The following is a 24,631-nucleotide window of genomic DNA, read 5'->3' as shown; positions in this document are numbered from 1 at the left end:
TTCCTCTTGTGAGGAATCTCTTGCTCAAAAAGAAGATAAATATTTTGTAGGGTTATCGTGACAGAATCGCCATGATAATCCGCCCATATGCCGGCCGGGTGATGATCACACCAATCAACACACCGAGGATCGTGATGATCGCAAACCCGCGTAATGTCGAGAGGGACATCACCGCCAGTGGGAGCATGGCCATGAAGACCGTCAGCGCCGATATGACGATGATCCCAAGCGCACGTGAGAGCCGTTTCAGGTACAGGTTCGGCGAAGGAACCCTCCCCTCATGGAGCACCTCGTCAGTGATGATGATCAACTGGTCGATCCCTGTACCCAGCACAGCAATCAACCCTGCAATTGTTGCCAGGTCCAGCTGCTGTGTGAACCGGGCGATCCCGAGCAGGATAACGATCTCTGCCATGTTGGTCCCGATCATCGGGAGCACAATCAGGGGTTCCCGGTACCGGAAGAAGATGACCAGCCCGACAGTGATCAAGGCGAAGAGCCCGGCCAGAATGGACATCAGCTTGAAGTGCTCGCCAAGGGAGGCAGAAACTGAACCAGACCCGGCGACCGAGACATCGACCGGGAGGGCCCCGGCACGGAGGTGGATCTCCAGGTTCTGCGCTGAGTTCTGCCCATCTGTTCCGGAACCGGTCGAGGCAAAGAGTTCTTTGACACTCGGCGATGCACGGAGTTTGGCAGCAAGGTCGCTGCTGAGCGGGGCACTGTATACCGACTGATTGTCGAGTATCATCACCAGGTTGTGGTTGGATGGGTCATCGACGGCCCCATACTGGATCGAACCGTTTCTGAACGCGGCCGCGCCGGCATCAGAGAGCGTGAACCCGACACCCCAGTTGCCCGAGCCAACCGGACTCTGTGAGGGCATCGAGACGCTGGTGATCGAATCACCATAGAGCACATGCTCAGACTGGTTATCTGTGGTGTTGATCCTGATCTCAAACTTACCCTGCTTTCCGACGATCTCCTGAGCCGTGTTCATATCCACGCCAGCGAGTTCAACCCGAATATACTGGGTGACACCGTTCAGGCCGGAGAGGGTGTTCACCTTGGCGTCCTTGGTGCCGAGGCTATTGATCTTGTTCTCAAGGATCCGTTTTACATCCTCAGCTGTCGACTTGGTGACACCCTGTTGATATGTATCCAGTTTGCCACCGGCCGCCTGGAAGGCTGTGGTCAATTGATCCTGCGTGAACGCCTTCCTAATCTCAAGTTGGTTCGCTCCCGTCGACTCCACCTGGGTATCGAGCTGCTTGTCGAGGGCTGCGATGAAGTCTGCAGTCTTGTTGGTGGTCTCGAACGTGACGACCTCTGACTTCAGTTCAAGTTGTATCCAAGCCCCTTCCTGCAGGTCAAGGCCGTATTGTATGTCGGTAGTGAGTTTTCCATCGCTGTCGAAGTGAGGATAGATTGCAATCACTGAGAGCACAACCAGTATCAGCACCAATGCGACACGCCAGTCGGTCAGCAGTGCCTTCCAATCGATCCCCTTCCCCGTCCGGGTCATAGGAACCGCTTCGGTCTCACTGTTTCTCTTAATCTTCTCTCGCTTGGTCATGCTCTCCCCCTGGATTCCTTACCTTCCATGTACCATCTGAGCAGACCCGCATTCAGCACCCAGGTGTTGAATACATCGGCAAAGAGCCCGAACAGGATCACGGTACTGATCTCATTGATGGTCTGAACCTGCCCGACATAGGAGACGATCCACATCGCTGCGACCGCGGCGATAGCGGTCGAGGTCATGATGATCCCGGTGGTGAACGCCCCCGCCATCTTGTCGCGGAGGTTCCCCTGCCGTTTGAGCACCCGATTGGTCAGCAGTATATCGCTGTCCACCGAGTATCCTATCAACATCAGCAGAGCAGCCACCGTTCCAAGGGTCAGCGGGACGCCAGTCAGGTTCATCAGAGCTGCGGCGATTGCTATGTCAGAGAACGCAGAGACGACCACAGCCAGACACGGAACAAAGGTCCGGAATGCAAGGAAGACGACCAGTGACATCCCGATGAACGAGAGGATCAGCGCCAGCACAGCCTGTTCTTGCAAAGACTTCCCGAACGATTCACCGACCTGATCGATCTTCGCATCCGGGTATTTCTCCAGGATCAGTGCAGAGAGCGCGCGGAAACGGGTGTCATCGAGCGGCCCGAAGGTCAGGTATTTCCCACCGCCAACCCCTTCTCCAACCTCAAGGATTGGGTAATCCGTAAAGTAGGACTGGATAGTATCCTTACTGTCTGCTGTGAAGAGGGTCACCGCAGTCCCCCCTGCAAAGTCAATCCCCGGCGTCACAGGCATACCAGTATGGGCCATGTTGATGCCAAGGATGATCAGTGCGATAACGAGGATGACGAGTGGGATTGTCATCATCTCCTTGGGAGGATATTTGTTGATATCGTAACTGAAAAATCCCATGTACCTTTTTTTGCTCGTGAAAGATTAAAGAGTTCGGATTCATTGAAGGATTGGACCTTCTCCGAAATTATAAGACGACACCGACTATTTAGATGGGCAGTCAGCCCCACTCATGCAAAATATTCTATTAAAATTTATCTCACTTTTCACATGAGCAACTGGTTCAGGATGAAATAAGAAGATATTTATTAATTCATGCGGAATATGCTCCCATGAGATCGCCGGGGGATATCAAACGCAGTATCGAAGATCGCCTCAGGGGTTATCTCTCACGGGATCATACCGGCATCAGACGAGAACTGTTGAACCTCTTTGTCAGGATCAAGTCACTGACAGTACCTCTGATCTTTGAGGAGATGCAGCAACACTATGCGATCACTTATCACTCGATCGCCTCGATGGTCGGGACGATTGCCTCGCGTATCGGGATTCTCCATGTCAGAAAACCGATCGAGGGGAACAATTGCGTCTATGAACTCAAAGAGAAATACCTCGATCTAGTGACTCGGGTCATGCAGTCTGCTGTATAGCCCGTATCTATTTTTCCTTTACCATTACGTTTTTCTCTTTGCCTGATGACTGATAGAGCACCATGTCTATCCCCAGGGATCAGCCAGTATCCGATGCAGAGATCACCGTCAATGAAGATGTGATCGCCTATATTAAAGAGCGGAACTGCGATTTTCGGATCTGTACCTCTTGTGGTGGCCCGGTGCTGCTGCCGGTCACGGCCAGGCCCCCCAAGCCCTCAGACCTTCAGATACACCTTGGCGGTCAGGTGATCTATGTCTCCATCTACCAGGCGCGCGACCTGCAGACGATCCATGCCGGGCTGATCCCATCCTCATTCTTCAGACAGGATCCTGACTGGTACTGATGACGATCACCGAACTTGAACATACAGCGGACGTGCTGTACCGGATCAATGCACCGACCCTGCCCCTCCTCTATGCTGAGGCTGTCAGGGCGCTGATGCAGACGATCTATGGCGGATGCCAGGGAGGCGGGGATCATACCTGCGAATGTACGGTCAGTGCCGCCGACCAGGTGGCCCTGATGCAGGAGTTCCTTTCAGAGGTGCTCTACCTCACCGAGGTGAAGGGGCTGGTCTTCTGCCATGTAAAGGTCAGTCTTGCCCAGCATGAAGGCGAACAGACCCTGAGCGCGATCCTCACGGGAGAACCCTTCGACCAGGCCCTTCATGCCGGCAGCGAGGTGAAAGGGATCTCGTTCTATGGTCTCTCAATTGAAACGGTGGAGAATGCTTATCAACTCGATATACTGTTTGATGTCTGAGGTGGGGATATGTTGAAAGGAGTTACACAGATCAGCGATGTGGAGTGGGAGGTGCCGATCGGGTACGTCCCGGGGATGAAGGTGTCGGGCCGGTTCTTCCTCTCCAACGGACTGGAAGCGACGCTCGAGGAGGGGGCCATCAGGCAGCTCGCCAATGTGGCGACGATGCCAGGGATCATCAACCATTCCCTGGCGATGCCAGACATACACTGGGGATATGGATTTCCAATCGGCGGGGTCGCGGCCTTTCCCCGTGAAAATGGTGTGATCTCCCCGGGCGGGGTCGGTTTTGATATCAACTGCGGGGTCAGGCTGATCACGACGCCGCTGAAGGTGAAGGACCTGACTTCAAAGAAGGCGTTGATCGAGGAACTCTTTCATGCGGTTCCGACGGGGGTCGGGGCGAAGTCGGCCAGACCTGTCTCGTCCAGCGACCTCACCGGAATCCTGACCGATGGAGCCGGCTGGGCGGTCGAGCAGGGGTTCGGAACCGAACACGATCTGGTCCGGTGCGAGGAGCAGGGGCGAATGAAGGAGGCAAACCCCGACGCGGTCAGCCAGAAAGCTCGGCAGCGCGGCATCCCACAGCCGGGGACCCTCGGTGCCGGCAATCACTTCCTTGAGGTGCAGGTGGTCGGGGAGATCGCCGATCACAAAGCAGCCGGCCTGTTCGGAGTCGAGCAGGGGCAGGTCTGTGTGATGATCCACTGCGGGTCTCGGGGACTCGGCCACCAGGTCTGTACAGACCATTTAAAGACTCTCGAAGCAGCGACGAAGAAGTACGGGATCAACCTTCCTGATCGGCAGCTGGCCTGTGCTCCGCTCGACTCACCTGAAGGAACCGCCTACTTCGGGGCGATGGCCGCGGCCGCCAACTATGCCTGGGCCAATCGGCAGATGATCACGCACCAGGTCAGGCAGGTCTTCTCCCGGGCCTTCCGGATCAGCCCTGAAGAGATGCCGCTGGTCTACGACGTGGCCCATAACATCGCCAAGTTTGAGACGCACCAGGTCAACGGGGTCGCAACAGAGGTCTGCGTCCATCGGAAGGGGGCAACCCGGGCGTTCGGCCCGGGATCTCCAGACCTGCCCCCAGAACTGACCTCGATCGGACAGCCGGTGATCATCCCCGGCTCGATGGGGACCTCTTCATACCTGCTGCATGGGACCAGTACTGCGATGGAGCGGACCTTCGGCTCGACCTGCCACGGGGCAGGGAGGGTGATGTCCCGGTCTGAAGCCAAGAGAACCTTCACCGGGCAGCAGGTGAAGGCCCGCCTCGGGGAGAGCGGGATCCTGGTTCGGGCCCCGAACGATGCTGCCATCGCCGAGGAGGCGCCCGGCGTGTACAAACCGAGCGGCGAGGTGATCAGGGTGGTGATCGAGGCCGGCCTCTCGGCTGGGGTAGCCAGGCTGGATCCACTCGGAGTGATCAAAGGATGAGCACTCCCCGGGCAGGGCTGCTCTGGGACCAGCCGCAGGTACTCTCCAGGTTCATCGAGGACTGTGGAGTGAACTGTGAACTGGTGACCCCCCAGCTGGTCGCGACCCCGTTCTTCCGCGGCAGTTTTTCAACGCTGGTGGTGCCGACCGGGTTCGGCAACAGGGAGTATTCCCACCTCCTCCCTGCCCTCAGAGCATCAAGCGGGCGGATCCGCCGGTTTGTTGAGGGCGGTGGTTCTCTGATCGTCTTCGGGGCGGCAGCAGACCGGCCCGATGCCTATGACTGGCTGCCGTTTCAGCTCACGTACCATCATCAGTATGGCGAGCAATCGGTGACCTTCAACGACGCCGGACACTGGTCAACCCTCTTTGAAGGCTATGATCACGACCACCTCGAATGTGATGGCTGGTTCCCAACATACGAGGGTATGGTCATAGCCTCTGCCCATGGAAATGCAGTGATGGTGGAGGCGACGATCAGCCGCGGAACTGTTTTAGTGACCACTATCCACGAGTACCCATCGAGGGATATCCTCGCCACCTTCTGCAGCGGAGAAGCGACAATCTTCTAACCGGATACCGGTTCCTAAGCATGCGTGCTCCTGCCCGGGCTTCCAATCAGGCATCCTGGCAGGAATCTCCCGCCCCATGTTAACCGGGTCATCGTATGGGCAGCAGGAGCGTTGCCAGGGGAAAACTATTCGAGAGAGTTGTGCGACCCGGGGCTGCCTGAGACCGAAACATTATTTTATCTGCATAATAATGAATTTTACGAGGTTTTATGCACCAGTACACGATCTCTGCCAGTGCAGGGCCCGATGATCTGATCCCGATCATGATGGCGATGCATGAACTGCTGAACCGGCTCCCGGTTACGGCACGTTCTCGTGAACACCACGGGATCAGGATCGAAGATGGCAGGGTCGTGGACGCTGCTTACACAGGCCCGGTTCTTGAAGAAGTGTTGGAGAAGAACCAGATCGTGAAGAGAACGCCTGCATCAGGAATTTATGTTCGGGTGCCGGTGGTGGTCACGCCAGTGCGGGACCAGGATGGCGAGGCGATCGCAGCCATCGGTGTCGTGGATATCACCGGCATCTTTGACCTTGCAAATCTGATGGAGCATCAGTCCGAAATATTAAAACAAGTCTGCGGGAAAGATCCGTGTCCGCTCCCAGGCGAGCAGATCGGCGCAAAAAGGTAATCGATCATGAAAGAATCTGTCTTTAGAGTACTCAAACTCCTTGAGGAAGCAGGAGGTCCGATATCAGGAGAGTCGCTCAGTGCATCACTCGCCATCACCCGGTCGGCGGTCTGGAAACATATCAAGGATCTCAGGGAGATGGGGTACGAGATCAACGCCTCTCAGCAGGAAGGGTACCAGTTGATCAGTGCGAGCACGATGCTCCTTCCATACGAGATCCAGAAGCACCTCAGGACTCAGGTGATAGGACGCCAGATGCAGTATCTGAAGACGACCCCGTCGACGAACGATGTGGCCAGAACCCTGGCCACCGAGGGAGACGTCGCAGCACTACACGGCACTGTGATCATCGCCGAGGAGCAGACTGGTGGGGTCGGTAGGCTCAGCAGGGCCTGGGTCTCACCGCAGGGCGGGATCTGGATCACGCTGATTCTGAAACCGACGATCCCGATCGATCATGTCTTTATGATCACGATGGCCGGTGCGGTTGCCATCGCTCGGGCCATTCGAAAAGAGTTCGACATCGGCGCCCTGATAAAATGGCCGAACGATGTCTATATCGGCGATAAAAAAGTCGCCGGGCTGTTGCTGGAACTGGCAGCGGAGTCCGACTCCATTCACTACTGCCTGCTCGGGATCGGGATCGATGTGAACATCAAACTCGATACACTTTCGCCTGAACTCCGAAGTGGGGTCACCACCATCAGCGAGGAACTGGAACACGAGGTGGATCGGGCGGCGTTTCTGGCCAGGGTCCTCCGTGAGTTCGAACGGCATTACCAGGTGCTGGAGAGCGGGGAGTACGATGCGATCCTCCGTGAGTGGAAGTCGATGTCGTATACGCTCGAACAGCATGTGCGGGTGAACACGATGCGGAACAGCTTCGAAGGTGAAGCGATCGACATCGATGAGTACGGTGCCCTGATCGTCAGGAAAGAGAACGGTAAGATAGAGCGGGTCATAGCAGGCGACTGCTTTCATACATAACCTCTTTTTACCGTCAACCAAAATAATAATTAGAGGTTGACGAATGTTTGGCAACATCGATCGGGCGCGGGTGCTGACCACCACCGCGACATGTATCGCACTGATAACAATCGGGGGGTGGATCTCGATCCCATTCATACCAGTCCCCCTGACACTGCAGACGCTCTTTGTGCTGCTCTCCGGTGCACTGCTGAAACGGTATGGATTCTTGCCGCCGCTTGCTTATCTTCTGCTTGGAGTACTGAACATACCAGTCTTTCATAATGGCCTCTCTGGTGTTGGAGTGCTGCTCGGCCCGACCGGAGGATTCATCGTCGGATTCATTCCAGCGGCGGCCATCGTTGGGCTCGCCTATGAACAGAAACGCACCGGGATCCGGATCAGCGGACTTACCGCCGGGACCCTGATCATCTACCTCTGCGGAACTCTCTGGATGGTCAGTTCTACGGGGATGACTGTCGCGGGGGCGCTGGCCCTGGGTGTCCTCCCATTCATTCCAGGAGATATCCTCAAAGCCTTCGGCGCCTATCTGATCGAAAGACGCATCAGATGATCACACTCTCACAGATCAACCAGCGGGTGGTAAAGATACCCACCCTCTCGATCGATAGGGGAGCAACCGCCGTTATCGGCCCGAACGGGTCAGGCAAGACCACACTCCTTGAGGTCTGCGCCGGGCTCACGACCCCCACACAGGGGACCGTGTTGATCGATGGAACACCGCCACGAGAGATGGAGGTCGCATGGGTTTCCTCATCTCCTGACCGGAACATCCTCTTCTCAACGGTCAGGGACGAAGTGGCGTCCCCATGCCGGTTCGCCGGCCTCTCGTGCCAGGAGACAGAGTCCGCCGTCGAACAGGTCTGCGACCGGCTCGGAATCGTCCACCTCCTCGACCGGTTGACCAGAACACTCTCAGGCGGGGAGAAAGGGGTCGTGGCACTGGCGACTGCGCTGGTGAAGGAACCGACCGTGCTGATCCTGGACGAGTTCGATGCATACCTCGATCATCAGACCCTGGCCGGGATCACCAGGCTGATTCAGCCTTCCTCAGTCAGGTACCTGCTCTTCTGCACCCAGAACATGGCTCTCGCATCAGCAGCAGACCAGGTGATCTTCTTAAAAGACGGTCAGGTCCTGGCTTCCGGCAGACCCGGGGCTGTCTTCAACCAGATCAGGACAGAGGGGTTCTCCCCCCTCTTCTTCTGGATGGAGGGGGGCCGATGCACCTGACGCTGGAGAAGGTCGTGATCCGGCACGAGGACTGGTCCCTCTCGTGTGATGCCACCTTCACCCCAGGTGTCCACCTGATCACCGGGCGGATCGGTGCAGGCAAGTCTTCACTTGCCGAGGTGATGACCGGGGTCGCCCAGCCTGCAGAAGGGAGGGTAAGACTTGATGGAATCAAGAAGACGATGCTCTCGCTCCAGTTCCCGGAGTACCAGATAACCCAGCGGACACTCCACGCCGAGGCTACATCATGGGGGATCGACCCGGACCTCATCCTCGCCGAAGCGAGACTGACTGGTCTGGAGCAGCGAGACCCCCTCACACTCAGCCGCGGCGAACAGAAACGACTCCAACTCACCTGCATTCTTGCCAGCGACCATGACCTGCTGGTGCTGGACGAACCACTCAGTTCGCTCGATTGCATGGAGAAGGAACGGGTCTGTAGAAGGCTCGGTGAACGACAGAGCAGGATCACAATCCTCTTCACCCACGAACAGTGGACCTTTCCAAGGGTCGACATGATCTGGGAGATCCGGGATCATCAACTGGTCTGCTGTGGCCCGGTGCCTGAGGGAATAAAAACATGGCAGACCGCTCCGCCTCCGGTACTGATGCTCCTCCGTGCAGGTGTCGTGCCGGAGAATCTGACCCCAGAGGACCTGAAGGAGGCGGCATGCAGGATCAACGGATAAGACTTGGAGCGACCCTCATCCTCTCATGGGCGGCGTATTCATCGATGCTGACCGCCGCCCTGGTCCTGGTCTGGTGGCTGCTCTTCACCCGGTCGTGGCGAGCCCTCCCAAAGAAAGGTGTGATCCTCGCGATGGGGACGATGATCGGCCTCTCAGCGATCATAACGCACTTCTCCGGCGGCGATGGCGGAAGTTACCTGCTCAGGATCACCGTCGTGCTGCTGATCGCATCATGGGCGTATGAAGAACGAGTCGATGGGGAGATGTTGGACCTCGCGGTCTGGCTCTTTGGCCGGCACCTTGGCTTCGATATTGGGCTGCTCGCAGAGATCGCAATCCAGTCCCTGGAGATCGCACACCAGGACCTTCGGAGGATCAGGGTAGCCCTGACCCTGAAAGGAAAGGGGGCCGGGATCCGGTCCCTGTTGTTGATAGGAACACTCCTCGTCCACACCCAGCTGGAACGGTCAAGGGACCTCGCTTCGCTACTCGCCCTGCGCGGGTATGTCGGCGGGGGGTCACTCTGCCCAAAGTTTAAGACAGCCCGATCAGATCTCCTCCCTGCAACTGTTGCGATTCTGATTGGATTGCTTGTAATCGTGCCTGTTCGCGATGTTTTTATACTTTTACAGTGAACCACTCTGAGGCTTTTATCGCTACAACGAGGCCAAGAGGTATCCAATGAGTGCTGCAGATCCTGTAAACAGACTTTATATCACCGATACCACGCTGAGGGATGCCCATCAGTCACTCATCGCGACGCGCCTCCGGACTGAGGATATGTTACCTCTCGCCCGCCTGATCGACGGGGCCGGCTTCTTCTCAGCCGAGGCATGGGGAGGTGCGACCTTTGACACCTGTATCCGATTTTTAAATGAGAATCCCTGGGAACGTCTTCGGGAACTAAAAGCCGCGCTGCCAAAGACTCCGATTCAGATGCTACTGCGGGGGCAGAATCTGGTCGGGTACCGGCACTACTCTGACGATGTCGTGGACCGGTTTGTTGAGCGTTCGGCCGTAAACGGTGTCGATATCTTCCGGGTCTTCGATGCATTGAACGATATCCGGAATATGAAGCGGTCAATGGATCAGGTTAAGAACGTCGGTGGTCATCTGCAGGGTGCGATCTCGTATACGCTCTCCCCGGTTCATAACACTGAGACCTTCATCGCGATGGCAGAGGAACTGTATGCAGCGGGTTGTGACTCGATCTGCATCAAGGATATGGCCGGACTGATCATGCCGGAGGCAACACGGGAACTGATCACCGGGATCAAGAAGACGGTCGACATCAAGGTCTGTCTTCATTCCCATTCCACCAGCGGGATTGCACCGATGAGTTATCAGGCGGCGATCGAAGCCGGGGTCGACATCCTTGATACCGCGATGTCCCCGTTCTCGCTCGGCACCTCACAGCCCCCGACCGAGAGTGTGGTCGCTTCGACGCAGGGAACAAAGAGGGAGACCGGAATCGACCTGCTGACATTGCGGAAGATCCGGAACAACTGCTTGAAAATCCGAGAGAAGTACAATGCCCTGGTCAACCCGATCTCAGAACGGGTCGACTCGGATGTACTGATCTATCAACTCCCTGGCGGGATGATCTCAAATCTGGTCTCGCAGTTGCAGGAGCAGGACGCTCTCGACCGGCTCGATGATGTCTTTGCCGAGGTGCCAAAGGTCCGGCGCGACCTTGGATATCCACCCCTGGTGACCCCGACCAGCCAGATTGTGGGTTCACAGGCTGTCCTGAACGTGTTGCTCGGTGGCGAACGCTACCAGAACGTGACCAAGGAGGTGAAGGATTATGTGCGAGGTTTATATGGCCGTTCACCTGCCCCTATCAGCGACGAGATCAGAAGATTGATCATCGGGGAGGAGAAGGTGATCACGGGCCGGCCAGCCGACCTGCTCGAACCGACCTATGATAAAATGTTTGAACAGGCGAAACTGGCCGGGCTTGCCTCCACCGAGGAGGATGTGCTCACGTACATCATGTACCCGGCGATCGCCCCATCGTTTTTGAAGGGCGAACGGAAGGCGGAGGCGATCCCTTCCTCAGAGCCAGTGGCCAAAGCAAGCAGCACAGTCCCGTCCCAGATGGAGGTGGAGGTGGACGGCGAGATCTTCAATATTCGGATTATCTCAGTCGAGGGATCCCAGGTCGGAAAGAAAGGACCAGTTGAGAAGATCCCGCGGGGCGAGATCGTCGGCGGGGTCAAGTCCAATATGCAGGGGATGGTTCTTGAGGTGATGACGAGCAGGGGGGCTGTCGTCAAGAAGGGGGACACGCTGCTGGTGCTTGAAGCAATGAAGATGGAGAACCCGATCCACAGCACACGGGATGGGGTAGTCACCGAGATCTTCGTCGATGCAGGTGACGTCGTCCAGAACGGCGATGTGCTGCTGGTGATGGAATGAGAATGAAGTACTTCGACAAGGTGCTGATCGCCAACCGTGGTGAGATTGCAATCAGGGTAATGAGGGCCTGTAAGGAACTCGGGATCGAATCAGTAGCAATCTACTCGACCGTGGATCAGAATTCACTCCATGTCAAGTACGCAGATGAATCCTTTCTCGTTGGTGAGGCCCCCCCTTCGAAGAGTTATCTGAATATCGAACGGATCATTGACATCGCAAAGAAGTCAGGTGTCGAGGCGATCCATCCGGGGTATGGGTTCCTTGCCGAGAATGCAGATTTTGCAAAGCGCTGCCTTGAAGAGGGTATCGTCTTCATCGGTCCGTTCTGGAAGACGATCGAAGCGATGGGATCGAAGATCGGCGCCAAGCACATGATGCGTAAAGCCGGTGTTCCAGTCCTCCCAGGGACCCCTGATGGGGTAACCTCTATCGATGAGGCGAAGAAGGTCGCGGCTGAGATCGGGTATCCTGTGATCGTCAAGGCCTCTGCAGGCGGTGGCGGGATCGGAATGCAGATCGTCAATGACGAGGACGGACTCGAATCAGCACTCTCCACCGGGATGCGGATCGCCGAGTCCGCATTTGGGGATCCGACCGTCTTTATCGAGAAGTACCTGATCAAGCCCCGACATATCGAGTTTCAGGTGCTGGCGGATCGGCGGGGGCATGTAGTCCACCTCTATGATCGGGAATGTTCAATCCAGCGGCGGCACCAGAAACTGGTCGAGGAGGCGCCATGTCCGATCATGACCCCACACCTGCGCGAGCGGATGTCGGCATCTGCAATTGCAGTCGCCAAGGCCTGCCATTACGCGAATGCAGGAACGGTGGAATTTCTGTACTCCGGCGGAAACTACTATTTTATGGAGATGAACACCCGGCTGCAGGTGGAGCATACGATCACCGAACTGATTACCGGGATCGATATTGTCAGGCAGCAGATGGCAATCGCCTCGGGGGAGGATGTGGCCTTTGATCAGCAGGATATCTCGATACGGGGGCATGCGATCGAATGCAGGATCAACGCTGAGGATCCGCTTCATAACTTTGCTGCCGACCCGGGTAAGATCGTCAGGTACAGATCGCCAGGTGGTCCAGGGATCCGCGTGGACAGCGGGATCCATATGGGGTATTCGATCCCGACCAACTACGATTCGATGATCTCCAAGCTCTGTGCATACGGTGCAACACGGCAGGAGACGATCGAGCGGATGCGGAGAGCGATCTATGAGTATGTGATCCTCGGGGTCAAGACAACACTTCCCCTCCACCATGCGATCATGCACAACCCCCACTTTGTCGAAGGGGACACGCACACCCACTTCCTGCAGGAGGAGCATGTGCAGCGGAACCTCTCCAGGTTCATCCGCGAGGAGGAGACCAGAATGCAGACGCTGGCCACCTCTCTCCGGCAGGGGAAGGAGATGGCTGCGGTATCAGCGGCAGTCAATGTTTATCTGCAGTCAACCAAACAGTGAACTGGATCCAAAGGATCCGATCCAGCTCATTCTAATTCTTCGACATCGGATTGATTATTACGATGTTTTCATATCCATCGATCAGGTATCTTACCCTTCTGATAATCATCTGCTGCGGTCTTCTCATTATTCCAGTTGCAGCCGAAACAGCGAACGAATCGTTGAAGATGCCGGCATTCTTCTCGGATATTCAGAACCGGGGGGTAGATCTCCCCGCCACTGACGAGACACCGGTCCACACGGTGATGCACCCCTCATCCGAGCAGCTCAAGGCATGGAATACCCAGTACAATGCATTGCCCCTGGTGTCAGTGCCGGCTACCAGTTCTTCCAGCCAGCTCCAGAATAATACCACATCTGTGAGTGGATACAAAGATCTTCTCCCATATCTTGATTACACCCCGGCAGAACGAGACCAGGGACGGATCGGAAACTGCTGGGTCTGGGCAGGGACCGCTGTGATGGAGATCGCCCACGCCGTCCAGAACGGGGTGAAGGATCGGCTCTCGATCTCGTACCTGGATGCAAACTATAACGGTGGTTCAGGGAATGCCTGGGCAGGAAACGGAGGCTACATCTCCACTGTGGCCGATTTCTATTCTGGAACTGGGATAGCAGTCCCCTGGTCCAACCAGAACGCTGAGTACCAGGACGGGACCAAATGGTCAGCGACAGAGCAGCGGTCCTACGAGCCCGCCTTTGCAATCTCCACCGAACCATACTACCAGATCGATCAGATCAAGACTGAACGAATCGAGACACGGCATGTTGGAGACGAGCAGGCGATCAACAATATCAAGGCCGTACTCGACCAGAACCGTGCCGTCGACATCATGTTTTATCTCCCCAATACTACGGCCTGGGATTCCTTCGACGACTTCTGGGATAACAGTTCGGAGGAGACCGTATGGAATATGACCCCCTGGCAGAATACCTTCTGGAACAATACGGAAGGCGGGGGGCATGCGGTGGTCTGTGTCGGATACAATGACACCGACCCGGCCAACAGGTACTGGATCATGGTCAACTCCTGGGGGGTCTCGAAGGGCCATCCACGCGGCGTCTTCCGGGTTTCGATGGACATGGACTACTCGGCGACGGTGCAGTTCAAAGACAGTGATGATAGTGCAGCTCAGTTGTGGCAGACACTGAACGTCAGCTTTGCATCCACCCCGTCACCGTCGCCGAAGGAGATCAGTTCCCTCCCGTACACCTGTTCGGTTCCGGGTGAGTATTACCTCTCAAAGGATCTGATCAGCAGCGATGCGGATACCGGGATCCTGGTCACGGCACAGAATGTGACGATCGATGGGAAGGGGCACCTCCTTCGGGGCTCAGGCCAGCAGGGATCGGTCGGAATCCTCGCATACAACAACGGAGATCCAGTCGATGGGCTGAATATCACCAACCTGGCCATCTCAAACTGGGAGGACGGGTGTTACCTGTATCATGCCACCGACGGATCGGTGAATGATACTACCATCTCCGACTGCTCGTATGCCGGAATCTTCCTGGACGGAGGCACTGCCGGCCTCGCGATCGCTGACAACACGCTCACCGCCAACTACTACGGTCTCCTCTCCCGTTCCACAGCCGATATCAGGATCGAGCACAACCGGATCACCCAGAACCAGAATGCCGGTCTGGACCTCATCTCAATGAACCAGAGTTTGATCGCAGACAACCAGTTTATTAATAAAATAAACCTGGCTCTCCCCACTGGAGTCACCACGATCGCCTGGAATACCAGTAAGACCACCGGACAGAACCTGGCAGGCGGCCCGTACCTGGGCGGCAACTACTGGGGGAACCCCACACAGACCGGGTTCTCCGACCTTGCAGCCGATCAGAACCGGGACGGATTCGCAGACAGTCCAAACCAGATCGGAGCCGGCAACATTGACCAGCTCCCCCTCGTCGCCTATGCGAACCCTGGTCCACAGCCGATCCCGCCGAACCAGCTCGCCCCGACCGATCCCGATCACGATCGGCTCTATGAGGACCTGAACGGAAACGGCAAGTTCGACTTCGGCGATGTGACCACCTTCTTCAACCAGATAGACTGGATCGCCGACCATGAACCGGTGCAGCTCTTCGACTTCGACGGTAACCAGCGGATCGACTTCGGCGACATCGCCTCGCTCTTCTCACGATTATGATGAGAAATATTCCCTAATTTTATTATGAGGGCCGGCGAACAGTTTTCCAATCGGAATACCCGAATATCGAGGTGAGAATCATGGTTTTCTTTCAGAAGGAGATTGAAACTATGGCGAGAACTTTTGCAGACGGATCGAACTATCACATCCAGTTCATTCAAATTCTATAGCATCAGATCAACCATCCAGATGTCTTCATATCCTTCGCTCAGGTCTCTCCTCATCCTTCTCATCTGCTGCAGCCTTCTCATTTTCCCGGCAGCAGCCGAAACGGTGAACGAATCATTGAAAATGCCGGCATTCTTCTCGGATATTCAGAACAGGGGGGTAGATCTCCACGCCACCGACGAGACACCAGTCTACACGGTGATGCACCCCTCATCCGAGCAGCTCAAGGAATGGGATGCTCAGTACAATGCATTACCCCTGGTGTCGGTGCCGGCTACCGGTTCTTCCAGCCAGCTCCAGAATAATACCACATCTGTGGGCGGATACAAGGATCTCCTCCCTTACCTGGATTACATCCCGGCTGAACGAAATCAAGGATCGATCGGGAATTGCTGGGTCTGGGCGGGAACCGGGGTGATGGAGATCGCCCATGCCGTCCAGAACGGGGTGAAGGACCGATTCTCGATCTCGTACCTGGACGCCAACTATAATGGTGGTTCTGGGAATAAATGGGCAGGGACTGGAGGAGATTTCTTTAATCTCGCTAATTTTTATACCACAACCGGGATAGCAGTTCCCTGGTCCAACCTGAACGCTGAGTACCAGGACGGGACCACATGGTCAGGGACAGAACAGCGGTCCTACGAGCCTGCCTTTGCAATCTCCACAGAACCCCACTACCAGATCTATCAGATCAAAGCGCAACGGATCGAGACACGACATATTGGCAACGAGCAGGCGATCAGCAACATTAAGGCTGTGCTCGACCAGAACCGTGCCATTGGTTTTGGGTTCAATCTCCCCAATTCTACGGCCTGGGGATCCTTCATAGAGTTCTTCATGAACAGTTCGGAGGAGACCGCATGGAACATGACCCCCTGGCAGAACACACTCTATAATGAAAACGAGGGCGGGGGGCATGAAGTACTCTGCGTCGGATACAATGACACCGACCCGACGAACAGGTACTGGATCATGGTCAACTCCTGGGGAGTCTCGGATGGGCATCCACGCGGCGTCTTCCGAGTTTCGATGGACATGGACTACTCTGCGACAATGCAGTTCAGAGACAATGATGATTGGGCTGCCCTGGTGTGGCAGACGCTGGACGTCAACTTTGCAGCCACCCCATCACCGGCGCCGAAGGAGATCAGTTCCCTCCCGTACACCTGCTCGGTTCCCGGTGAATATTACCTTGCAAAGGATCTGATCAGCAGCGACGCCGATACGGGGATCCTGGTCACGGCACAGAATGTGACGATCGACGGGAAGGGACACCTCCTTCGGGGCTCCGGCCGGCAGGGATCGGTCGGGATCCTCGCGTACAACAACGGAGACCCTGTCGATGGACTGAATATCACCAACCTGGCCATCTCAAACTGGGAGGACGGGTGTTACCTGTATCATGCCACCAACGGATCGGTGAATGATACCACCATCTCCGACTGCTCGTATGCCGGAATCTTCCTGGATGGAGAAACTACCAACCTCGCAATCGCTGACAACACACTCACCTCCAACTATCGCGGCCTCCTCTCCCGTTCCACAGCCGATATCAGGGTCGAGCACAACAGGATAACCGAAAGTCTGAATACCGGGCTGTACCTCCTCTCAATGAACCAGAGTTTAATCGCAGACAACCAGATTGTTAACGGACAGAACGTAATCATCTCTGGGTGGGTCAATACGACAAGTTGGAACACCAGTAAGACCACCGGACAGAACCTGGCAGGCGGCCCGTACCTGGGCGGCAACTACTGGGGGAACCCCACACAGACCGGGTTCTCCGACCTTGCAGTCGATCAGAACCGGGACGGATTCGCTGACAGCCCAAACCAGATCGCAGCCGGCACCATGGACCAGTTCCCCCTCGTCGCCTATGCGAACCCTGGTCCACAGCCGATCCCGCCGAACCAGCTTGACCCGACCGATCCCGATCACGACAGGCTCTACGAGGATCTGAACGGGAACGGCAAGCTCGACTTCGGCGATGTGACCACCTTCTTCAACCAGATGGACTGGATCGCCGACCATGAACCGGTGCAGCTCTTCGACTTCAACGGCAACCAGCAGATCGACTTCGGCGACGTCGCCGCGCTCTTCTCACGGCTGTGAGACAGGGCATTCCTTTTATCAATCAGGTGTGCCGACGAACAGAATCTTTATCTGGTTCTGTAGCGTTCTTATTGTGCACATTGTGCGAGCTGCGGTAGCCTAGCTTGGTCAGGGCGCCAGACTCATAGGGTTTAACGAGCATATGAGGCGCCAGAATCTGAGACATCTGGAGGTCGTGGGTTCGGATCCCACTCGCAGCATCCAGAGACTCTCTTGAAGAGTTCTTCTTTTTGAATCTCCTTTCAGTCTATTTCCCATTGATACATTCGTGATAAAACGATCTACTCGTGATAACCCAATTTGATGCCACCTTTTTGATCATGAACAGGGTGATAATCATCGGGGACACATTGTTTGACCTGCACTTCTGACATGTTCCACCATGACGAGGACACTCTCCTGCACACAAAACAACGAGACCTGGTGTACGTGATGAAATACCATTGGCAGACGTGTCGGGACTGTTCCTCTCCGGCATGAGATGAAAAACCCATACCATGAAACAGTGCTTCTGATAAAGTAGAGTATATATACAAAAAGTAATTTTAAGGTGTATTTTAGAAATCTATAAATTGCTAAATGTATAATATAACATACAATACGTGATGACCATGATCTCTATCCTGTATGTCGACGACGAACCGGACTTCCTTGAGATCGCGAAACTTTTCCTGGAACGAACAGGTGAGTTCACCGTCAGAACCTGCCCATCAGCCACAGAAGCGCTCTCTCTCTTGCAGGAGTCCACATTTGATATGGTCATCTCCGATTACCAGATGCCAGAGATGAACGGCATCACCTTCCTCAAAGAGACGAGAATGATCACCGGGCCGGTCCCTTTCATTCTCTTCACCGGACATGGCAGCAAGGAGGTGGCGACCGAAGCCATCGCCAATGGCGCCGATTATTACCTGCAGAAGAGGGGTAACCCGGTTGCCAGATTCGCTGAACTGACCGATCAGATCATCAAACGTAGAAGGGCAGAAGATGAGGATCTGCAGGGGAACGATGAAATGGAACAGTTCTTTTCCCTGGTCCAGGATCTCTTTCCCATCGCAAGCAAGGATGGCACCCTCGGCCTCAAAGTCGACGATCCGAGAGAAGAAACATGCTCAAATCCCCTGCTTCAGACCAGGGACAGAAGAGCCAGTTGCGGAGGATCGAAAAATTATGCCAGGTTATGATGAACGGGGTTCGAAGAGAGAAGTCTCCCAGGAGATTGCTGATCTTAAACGGATTGAGAAGGACCTCCGCCATAGAAACCAGCAGCTCAACCTCCTGATCAACGTCACACACCATGATATGAGGAACAAGATCCTGGCGATGCAGGGATACCTGGATCTTGCCCGGAACGAAACGTTGGATGAAGAGAGTATCGCCTCACTGATCGAAAATCTTGAGGGGGCAACCAGGGAGATACAATCCCAGATCGAGTTCGTCACCATCTTTCAGCACCATAAAGAGAACTGGCCCACCTGGCATCATCTCGTCGACCTCCTGCCCACCCAGTCCATTCCATCGACCATCCTGTTTCAGGCAGACCTTGATGGCATCGAAGTGTACACCGATCCATTGCTTGAGAAGGTCTTCTCCAACCTGCTCGACAACAGCATCAGGCATGGGAAGAGAGTGACCAGTGTCAGGGTCTCCACTGTCGAATCTGTCAACAACCAGGTGATCGTATGGGAGGACGATGGGGTCGGCATTCCTCTTAAGGAGAAAGAGAAGATCTTCCACCGAGGCTATGGAAAGAACACCGGATTTGGGACGTTCCTGATCCGCGAAATCCTTTCCCTCGTCAACAGCACCATCACTGAGACCGGAACTCCCGGGGCGGGGGCACGGTTCGAGATCGTGATGCCACGGGGAATGTTCCGGAGAGCCAGACAGAAAAGAGGAGAGTGTTTATCCGGAATTAATTCAAATTTGCTGGCATGAGAGCGACGCTCAGTCTCCTCTTCGCTGCACAATACCCCACCTCAGTGAAAAAAACTGGTGTTGATCGACTCCGGACCGCTTGACCCGGCATTTGCAGTCAGAATCCTGGAGACCCGCTTCAATAGACTCCCTCATGAGAAGAGAACCGAGGCCTTCACTCTGATGAAAGAGTTGAACGATCCATCCGTTCTCTCAGACACTTTCCTCCTTGCCCGATTCAGGGAACTGATCTCCCAAGCTGATTCGGTCGACCCGCTCCCGGACGAGCCTTCCGATCTTAATCTTAGGTCGATGATCACCGTTCACCGACAGGTCTGGGAGGAGGCGGCCGCACTCCGGGCATCGGGATACTTCATCGATAAGATCAGATCGATCACCTGCCCGGTGGTGGTGATCCATGGAGCCTCTGACCCTCACCCGGTCCAGGGGGTGGTCGAACCGTTCACCAGGGCTGGCGTCGATCTGAGTGTCCACATCCTCCCTGCATGCGGACATACCCCCTGAAAGGAGCGGCAGGCGCGGGACCAGTTCTTCAATCTGTTAAAAAATGAGATCGAAGAACCCGGTCGGTTTTAAAGGACCTCTCAGTATCCGGTGACGTAGTAATACCCGCCCTCTTCACGGATCTTTACCGGGACCGAGAAGAGTTCCCCGATCTGCTGATCGGTGAGAACTGTTGCTTTTGGGCCGGCCCCGTACACACGTCCATTCCTGATCATGATCACCCGCGAGATCTCAGGGATGATATCCGAGAGCGTATGCGTTACCAGGACGATCCCGGTACCGGACCTGGCGACCTTGCGAAGGGTGCCCCGAAAGGTGTGGAGGGCGTGCAGGTCCAGGCTGTTCGTCGGTTCGTCGAGGATCAGCACCTCAGGGTCATGAACCAGCGCCCTGCCAATCAACAGTCTTCTGGCCTCGCCTGTAGAGATCCCGGTCATCGACCGATCCAGCAGGTGGGAAACATCGAGGAATGCAGCGATCTCCTCTGTTCTCTCCTCCATCGCCGGCGTCACAATGCGGTTGAAGAGACCGACACTGCTGAAGAACCCTGAGAGGATCACCTCCCGCCCTGACATCTCCTGAGCGAAGGCCTGCTGCAGGTCGCTCGAGACGATCCCAAGGCGGGATCGGAGATCGAAGATATTCCACCGATCCCTCCCCCAGATCCTGCAGGTATATCCATCCTTCTGGAAAGCGGGGTGATATTCCCTGGTGATGGTCTTGATCAACGATGATTTCCCGGAGCCGTTCGGCCCCAGTATCGCAACATTCTCCCCGGTCTGTATCGTCATTGAGATCGCGTCAAGGATCCTCTTCCCTTCAGTGAAGACAGTGACGTTCTCAAACTCCAGAAACGGAGGGGAGGTCTGCTGCCTGGTGAGTGATGCGGTGTTCATCAGTTCAAATCCTTCTATCAGTACTGATATCTGGGTTGATCCTATTGCCTGATGGTCCTGCTGGTCAAAAATGCCAGAGATTGTCTGGCTTCAGACGAAAAGGCCCTGGTAAGGAGGTATGATCACTACTGGAGAGAAATATATAACTTCGGGATAGATGCAGTCCCCGTGTTTGCCCGAGTGTCAGAGAGCAGATACGAATAGGAGATTACCAGGGTTGGTGGAGGAAGGATATGGAGTTTGAGACAACGGTTGCAGAGATCATCAGAAGAAACAGTGAAGTGAAGAGTTTCCGGTTTCGTCGGCCGGCATCATTTCAGTTTCTCCCAGGCCAGTTTCTGATGGTGACGATCCGTATCAACGGGGAGAAGAAGACCAAATACTTCTCCATCTCGAGCAGTCCCACTGAAAGTGAGTATATCGAGTTCACGAAACGGATCACCTCGCATGAGTTCTCGAAGGCTCTCGACAACCTGCAGGTCGGGGAAACGGTTTACCTGAACGGGCCGCATGGGAAATTCACCTTCACCGGAGAGTACCAAAAGGTCGTGATGATCGCCGGCGGGATCGGGATCACCCCGTTTATGAGCATGATCGGCTACTGCACCGACAACAGGATCCCCGCCGCGATCACACTCCTGTATGGGAACCGATCTGAAGAGAGTGCCGCCTTTAAAGAGGAACTGGCCAATTTTATGCAGAAAAATAGAAATCTGCGGATCGTCCACAGCCTCTCACGTCCAGAAGAGACCTGGAAGGGACGACGCGGGCATCTTGACCTCACTACGATCCGGGAGGAGGTTCCCGATTATCAGGACGCATCCTTCTATCTCTGCGGCCCCCCTGCTCTCGTCGAAGACCTCGAAAGAGTACTCCAGGCAGAGGGGATTCCAGAAGACCGGGTCTATGTCGAGTCCTTCCTGGGGTACTGACGGCCAGAGGAACGATCTTTGGTAATGGAACCAGAAAGAATCAATAGTGAAGAGAGGGTTTGAGTGCTCATGGATCTCTTCATTCTCAGACATGGACAGGCAGAACCTCGCGCAGCCGGTATCGTTGAATTCGATCGTGCCCTCACCAGCCGCGGTCAGGAGGAGATACGACAGGTCGCGGCGTGGGCCAGGTCTGCCGGTTATTCATTCGACCTGATCGCGACCAGCCCCCTGAAACGGGCCAGGGAGACAGCAGAGATCGTCGCCGCTGTATCAGGAGACAGGGTGGAGGTTGAGATCTGGCCGTCGCTCGCACCAGAAGGTGATAGAAATGCTCTTGTCGAGGAGATCTATCGCCATGAAAGGGTTGAGTCCCTGCTGATCGTGGGGCATGAACCTCTCCTCTCGACCTTCATCAGCCAGGTGATCGCAGGAGATGATCGGGCTTCAATCCTGCTTGCTAAAGGGGGTATGGCCAGGATCAAGCATCTCACTGTCTCAGAAGACCTCGCCGGGGATCTCCACTGGCTGGTCACACCCAGGCAGGTCATCGCGTTCAAATGACCCCTAAATATCCAAGATATTATTAACCTGACAACATGTATATGTCAGACTGAAGTCCATGAAGAGAAAGAATCTGGATCAGGTCGAAGGGGCGACACCCGTCGAGCAGCTGGCACACCTCGGGGTGAAGGTTGGAGACAAAGTGGATATTCAGGATCTGAACATCCTGCATGATCGGTACGGCGTCCAGGTAGTGCTGTACTTCGAGGAGGACCTGGTCAGAAAAGGCCAGTATGAACATGACCTTGCAGAACACGCCCATGTACCGGTCTATGAACGGCCGTTCATCGAAGTGGGCACATTCCTCAACTTTGCCAGAGAGTCTGATCCGACGTTTGCTCAGCGACTGGTCGATTTTCCCCTGATGATCCAGGTGATAGAGATCGGGCAACTCTCAGATGGAGAGAAGACACCATTTCTGACAGGTCTGATGCCCTTCGTCGACGAGATCGAATGGTGAGAAGATCTTCACCTGACAACAGTGAACTGCCGGGAGGTACTGGAATACCAGAAGGCCAGATCATAAAGAAGATGAGTTCAGGGCCAGGCATCAGCAGATGATCGTGGTGAAATACGATCAGAACTTCCTGTGCTGATCATCGACGCTGAAGTTCCGCTCCCGCATCATCTTCAACTCGGCATTGGTGTGATGGGCCAGGGTCCTCACGTCTGTGTAGACCCGGTTCAATCTCCCTCCAGGTTCATCGGTCGTTGCATGCTTCCGTGTCCCGGACTCCGCACCCTCGGCAACCTTCTCTCGCCTCCTCTGGTTGTCGTTGACTCTCCGGTGGATCCTGGGAGGACTGTCCTTATCTGGCATGATAAGGCGTAATAACTCCTATATTATATAATACCGATCATTCAGCACGGACCGGTCCCTTCCCAGCCCTCGATCGCCGCAGGGAGTGAGAGAAGGACCGGACCAAGACCGGAGAGATGCAGGTTCATTACGACGGCAGCGATCACCGCCTCCCTGCCGGCTCCAACATCCCGGGCCATTGCGGCGTGGTGCCGGACTCCGACCGGGTTCTTCTGAGCGGTCTGAATCGCGATATTGATCAACTGTTTGGTCAGTGGGTCGAGTGCATCTGTTGCGGCCTGTGCCTGGACGAGAGCGCCATAAGCCCCGGCGATGGTCGGGCATTCCTGCATAAACTGTTCGAACGGGTTGCTGGTCATACCAGGATATAGCACCTTTCCAGGTATAGATGCGCTCCTTCTCTGGTGAGCATACCCTTATCTGGGGGGAGATGAATGGTAGACGCATTATGACAGTTGATGACCAGCATACAGAAGAGAAGAAACAGAGTGAAGAGGTCTCAGGGACTGCAAAGAACCCTGACGAACAGTTTCACGGTCTCAACCCGGACGGGACCGTGATGGATCGTGACGACTCGGACGAGATGAAGAAGGGGACTCCGCAACCCTGGGCACCGGCACCGGGACGGGACCAGAAGAACAGGAGATGAGGAACAGGCACGGTGGCCGGGAGATCCAGGGTCACCAGGATAGGTAAGCCGGCAGGATCCGGACTAATCCGGTGGCGACAGCCAGAGTTCCTGCAGCAGCGATCGTGAACCCGATCATCATCAGCAGCACGGCCCGTCTCCGCTCCCAGCCCACCAGCCAGGCGATGGGCGGGCAGATCCACACCCCGAGAATCACCATCCCCGGAACAAGCCCGTAGATCCCATAGGTCTGCAGGGTCTTTGAACGAGTATACCGCTGCCGGACCCATACAAGGAGGTGACTGACCCTTGGGGATTCGGCATCCAGGGTGTCCAGCAGGGTATAGATCAGCAGGATCAATCCGAGGGCGACTGAACAGACCAGCACGAGCACTACGGCAGGAGGTAAACCCAGGGCGACCCCGACCACCGGGGCACCGGACTCGATCAGCGCCGTCGAACCGATCAGCGCGAGCAGGTGATCGGACCGGACACCAGGCAGAAGTATCAGCAGAGAGGGAACCACCACCAGCGCGAATATTGCACCGGAACCCTCTATGATCCGCAGTCTCTTCGAGGGCCTTATATATCCGATCGGCTCCTGCCCGGGATCAGATGACTGATCCGGGTGCACAACCCATTCCATCAAAAGAGATCTGATCACAGATGAGTTCTCTGTTTCTGTTATCATCTCAATAAGACACCAGCGGAAATGGACCT

The 24,631-nt window shown here is 55.5% G+C and carries 28 protein-coding genes and 1 tRNA gene; 23 read left to right on the top strand and 6 right to left on the bottom strand.

The window, feature by feature from the left end; genetic code table 11:
- Nucleotides 1-52: 52 nt before the first annotated feature.
- Both MPAL_RS05120 and MPAL_RS05115 read right to left on the bottom strand, forming a co-directional pair.
- A complete protein-coding gene (locus MPAL_RS05120) occupies nt 53-1,576 on the bottom strand; it encodes a preprotein translocase subunit SecD (RefSeq protein ID WP_012617690.1) in 1,524 nt (507 codons plus the stop codon).
- Nucleotides 1,573-2,436: a protein translocase subunit SecF gene (locus tag MPAL_RS05115; protein ID WP_012617689.1), complete on the bottom strand. Its 864-nt coding sequence runs from the start codon at nt 2,434-2,436 to the stop codon at nt 1,573-1,575. Before MPAL_RS05115 ends, MPAL_RS05120 begins: the two co-directional genes overlap by 4 nt.
- A 212-nt stretch (nt 2,437-2,648) precedes the next feature.
- Between MPAL_RS05115 and MPAL_RS05110 the strand changes: the two genes are divergently transcribed.
- From MPAL_RS05110 to MPAL_RS05020, 19 genes are all read left to right on the top strand, one after another.
- On the top strand, nt 2,649-2,966 hold the full coding sequence (locus MPAL_RS05110) for a DUF2551 domain-containing protein (protein ID WP_012617688.1): 318 nt from the start codon (nt 2,649-2,651) through the stop codon (nt 2,964-2,966).
- Between the two features lie 62 nt (nt 2,967-3,028).
- A complete protein-coding gene (locus MPAL_RS05105) occupies nt 3,029-3,313 on the top strand; it encodes a hypothetical protein (RefSeq protein WP_012617687.1) in 285 nt (94 codons plus the stop codon).
- Complete coding sequence (locus MPAL_RS05100; protein WP_012617686.1) at nt 3,313-3,732, top strand: archease; 420 nt, start codon at nt 3,313-3,315, stop codon at nt 3,730-3,732. Before MPAL_RS05105 ends, MPAL_RS05100 begins: the two co-directional genes overlap by 1 nt.
- A gap of 9 nt (nt 3,733-3,741) precedes the next feature.
- Nucleotides 3,742-5,175 carry an RtcB family protein gene (locus MPAL_RS05095; RefSeq protein WP_012617685.1) on the top strand — a complete coding sequence of 478 codons (1,434 nt, stop codon included), beginning with the start codon at nt 3,742-3,744 and terminating at the stop codon, nt 5,173-5,175.
- Entirely contained in the window at nt 5,172-5,747 is a 576-nt protein-coding gene (locus MPAL_RS05090; RefSeq protein WP_012617684.1) for a hypothetical protein, read from the top strand. Before MPAL_RS05095 ends, MPAL_RS05090 begins: the two co-directional genes overlap by 4 nt.
- Before the next feature lie 209 nt (nt 5,748-5,956).
- On the top strand, nt 5,957-6,379 hold the full coding sequence (locus MPAL_RS05085) for a DUF2111 domain-containing protein (RefSeq protein ID WP_012617683.1): 423 nt from the start codon (nt 5,957-5,959) through the stop codon (nt 6,377-6,379).
- Between the two features lie 6 nt (nt 6,380-6,385).
- On the top strand, nt 6,386-7,366 hold the full coding sequence (locus MPAL_RS05080) for a biotin--[acetyl-CoA-carboxylase] ligase (RefSeq protein WP_012617682.1): 981 nt from the start codon (nt 6,386-6,388) through the stop codon (nt 7,364-7,366).
- A 43-nt stretch (nt 7,367-7,409) separates the two neighbouring features.
- Entirely contained in the window at nt 7,410-7,919 is a 510-nt protein-coding gene (locus MPAL_RS05075) for a biotin transporter BioY (protein ID WP_012617681.1), read from the top strand.
- Entirely contained in the window at nt 7,916-8,599 is a 684-nt protein-coding gene (locus MPAL_RS05070; protein WP_012617680.1) for an energy-coupling factor ABC transporter ATP-binding protein, read from the top strand. Before MPAL_RS05075 ends, MPAL_RS05070 begins: the two co-directional genes overlap by 4 nt.
- Nucleotides 8,590-9,288: an ATP-binding cassette domain-containing protein gene (locus MPAL_RS05065; protein ID WP_012617679.1), complete on the top strand. Its 699-nt coding sequence runs from the start codon at nt 8,590-8,592 to the stop codon at nt 9,286-9,288. Before MPAL_RS05070 ends, MPAL_RS05065 begins: the two co-directional genes overlap by 10 nt.
- Nucleotides 9,270-9,923: a hypothetical protein gene (locus MPAL_RS05060; protein WP_012617678.1), complete on the top strand. Its 654-nt coding sequence runs from the start codon at nt 9,270-9,272 to the stop codon at nt 9,921-9,923. Before MPAL_RS05065 ends, MPAL_RS05060 begins: the two co-directional genes overlap by 19 nt.
- Before the next feature lie 46 nt (nt 9,924-9,969).
- Nucleotides 9,970-11,709, top strand: coding sequence for a pyruvate/oxaloacetate carboxyltransferase (locus MPAL_RS05055; RefSeq protein ID WP_012617677.1), 1,740 nt, complete (start codon nt 9,970-9,972; stop codon nt 11,707-11,709).
- 2 nt (nt 11,710-11,711) lie between these two features.
- The gene (locus MPAL_RS05050) at nt 11,712-13,187 is read left to right on the top strand and encodes an acetyl-CoA carboxylase biotin carboxylase subunit (protein WP_012617676.1); all 1,476 of its coding nucleotides are present in this window, start codon (nt 11,712-11,714) and stop codon (nt 13,185-13,187) included.
- A gap of 62 nt (nt 13,188-13,249) precedes the next feature.
- Nucleotides 13,250-15,346 (top strand): NosD domain-containing protein, encoded by a 2,097-nt coding sequence (locus tag MPAL_RS14315; RefSeq protein WP_012617675.1) that lies wholly within the window; start codon nt 13,250-13,252, stop codon nt 15,344-15,346.
- Between the two features lie 189 nt (nt 15,347-15,535).
- On the top strand, nt 15,536-17,629 hold the full coding sequence (locus MPAL_RS05040; protein WP_012617674.1) for a NosD domain-containing protein: 2,094 nt from the start codon (nt 15,536-15,538) through the stop codon (nt 17,627-17,629).
- Nucleotides 17,630-17,717: 88 nt separating this feature from the next.
- Nucleotides 17,718-17,829: transfer RNA gene (locus tag MPAL_RS05035), tRNA-Met, on the top strand.
- A gap of 405 nt (nt 17,830-18,234) precedes the next feature.
- Nucleotides 18,235-18,813, top strand: coding sequence for a response regulator (locus MPAL_RS14310; RefSeq protein WP_083766996.1), 579 nt, complete (start codon nt 18,235-18,237; stop codon nt 18,811-18,813).
- Nucleotides 18,800-19,567, top strand: coding sequence for a sensor histidine kinase (locus MPAL_RS05025; RefSeq protein WP_052292196.1), 768 nt, complete (start codon nt 18,800-18,802; stop codon nt 19,565-19,567). Before MPAL_RS14310 ends, MPAL_RS05025 begins: the two co-directional genes overlap by 14 nt.
- Nucleotides 19,568-19,624: 57 nt before the next feature.
- Nucleotides 19,625-20,071 carry an alpha/beta fold hydrolase gene (locus MPAL_RS05020; protein ID WP_048145198.1) on the top strand — a complete coding sequence of 149 codons (447 nt, stop codon included), beginning with the start codon at nt 19,625-19,627 and terminating at the stop codon, nt 20,069-20,071.
- 80 nt (nt 20,072-20,151) lie between these two features.
- On the opposite strand, the gene MPAL_RS05015 is transcribed toward MPAL_RS05020, so the two are convergent.
- The gene (locus tag MPAL_RS05015; protein WP_012617673.1) at nt 20,152-20,967 is read right to left on the bottom strand and encodes an ABC transporter ATP-binding protein; all 816 of its coding nucleotides are present in this window, start codon (nt 20,965-20,967) and stop codon (nt 20,152-20,154) included.
- Nucleotides 20,968-21,200: 233 nt separating this feature from the next.
- Here MPAL_RS05015 and MPAL_RS05010 point away from each other — a divergent pair, with 233 nt between their 5' ends.
- The 3 genes from MPAL_RS05010 (at nt 21,201) to MPAL_RS05000 (ending at nt 22,923) form a co-directional block, all read left to right on the top strand.
- Entirely contained in the window at nt 21,201-21,899 is a 699-nt protein-coding gene (locus tag MPAL_RS05010; protein WP_012617672.1) for a ferredoxin--NADP reductase, read from the top strand.
- Nucleotides 21,900-21,968: 69 nt separating this feature from the next.
- On the top strand, nt 21,969-22,463 hold the full coding sequence (sixA, locus tag MPAL_RS05005) for a phosphohistidine phosphatase SixA (protein ID WP_012617671.1): 495 nt from the start codon (nt 21,969-21,971) through the stop codon (nt 22,461-22,463).
- Between the two features lie 58 nt (nt 22,464-22,521).
- Nucleotides 22,522-22,923: a hypothetical protein gene (locus MPAL_RS05000; protein WP_012617670.1), complete on the top strand. Its 402-nt coding sequence runs from the start codon at nt 22,522-22,524 to the stop codon at nt 22,921-22,923.
- 117 nt (nt 22,924-23,040) lie between these two features.
- Here the strand turns inward: MPAL_RS05000 and MPAL_RS04995 are convergent, their stop codons facing one another.
- Nucleotides 23,041-23,283 (bottom strand): hypothetical protein, encoded by a 243-nt coding sequence (locus MPAL_RS04995; RefSeq protein ID WP_012617669.1) that lies wholly within the window; start codon nt 23,281-23,283, stop codon nt 23,041-23,043.
- Nucleotides 23,284-23,324: 41 nt separating this feature from the next.
- The gene (locus MPAL_RS04990) at nt 23,325-23,642 is read right to left on the bottom strand and encodes a carboxymuconolactone decarboxylase family protein (RefSeq protein WP_012617668.1); all 318 of its coding nucleotides are present in this window, start codon (nt 23,640-23,642) and stop codon (nt 23,325-23,327) included.
- Nucleotides 23,643-23,731: 89 nt separating this feature from the next.
- Between MPAL_RS04990 and MPAL_RS04985 the strand changes: the two genes are divergently transcribed.
- Complete coding sequence (locus MPAL_RS04985; protein WP_148208144.1) at nt 23,732-23,932, top strand: hypothetical protein; 201 nt, start codon at nt 23,732-23,734, stop codon at nt 23,930-23,932.
- 31 nt (nt 23,933-23,963) lie between these two features.
- Here the strand turns inward: MPAL_RS04985 and MPAL_RS04980 are convergent, their stop codons facing one another.
- Complete coding sequence (locus MPAL_RS04980) at nt 23,964-24,557, bottom strand: small multi-drug export protein (RefSeq protein WP_048145197.1); 594 nt, start codon at nt 24,555-24,557, stop codon at nt 23,964-23,966.
- Nucleotides 24,558-24,631 lie beyond the last annotated feature (74 nt).

Source organism: Methanosphaerula palustris E1-9c (assembly GCF_000021965.1).
In the GTDB taxonomy this organism is placed as follows: Archaea; Halobacteriota; Methanomicrobia; order Methanomicrobiales; family Methanospirillaceae; genus Methanosphaerula; species Methanosphaerula palustris.
This window is presented reverse-complemented; position numbering and strand designations above follow the sequence as displayed.